The sequence below is a fragment of the Cupriavidus sp. 05T313 genome, from assembly GCF_056396665.1.
Genome location: NZ_JBFTLX010000623.1, coordinates 1 through 459 on the forward strand (window position 1 = coordinate 1; position 459 = coordinate 459).

1 protein-coding gene is annotated in these 459 nt (G+C 69.9%); it reads right to left on the minus strand.

Translation table 11 applies throughout. The annotated features are described in order from the left end of the window. Nucleotides 1–340 (minus strand): sortase family protein (locus AC1DKD_RS42060; protein WP_477144844.1); only part of this gene is annotated, 340 nt, incomplete at its 3' end. Between the last annotated feature and the right edge of the window lie 119 nt (nt 341–459).

A 459-nucleotide genomic window follows, 5' to 3' on the forward strand; every position in this document is an offset into this window, starting at 1 on the left:
CATCAAACCGGTCACCAACGGCGGCCGCCGAGCTCAAATGGTTGAAGGGGGCATCCGCACCTTCCCAGCTGTGGCCTATGACGTAAGTGGTATTGCCGGATCCCTGGCCTGGAGTGCCGAAGGCCGAAAGCCAGTAGCCGTCCTTGGTGGCGGGTGGCTCGATGGTGCGGCTGGATTGGGCTTCGCCGTCCAGGTCCAGCGGATGGAGGGGCACGTCGAAGGCGGCGGCCGGGTAACGAATGTGGATCGGCTGGGCAGCCGGCGGCAGGACGGGTGCTTCCGGCGCTGGGGTCACCACTGGCTGGGGCTGGGCCGTCGCGGTTGCGGTTGCCTGCGGCATGCCGGTCTCCGCCATCGGGGCCGCTGCCCCGGCAGGCGCAGCGGCGGCGCGGACACCGGGAGCCGAAGTGGAGATGCCGGGGACCGTCAGCTCGGGTGCCTCATGGAAGAGGGGTGCGC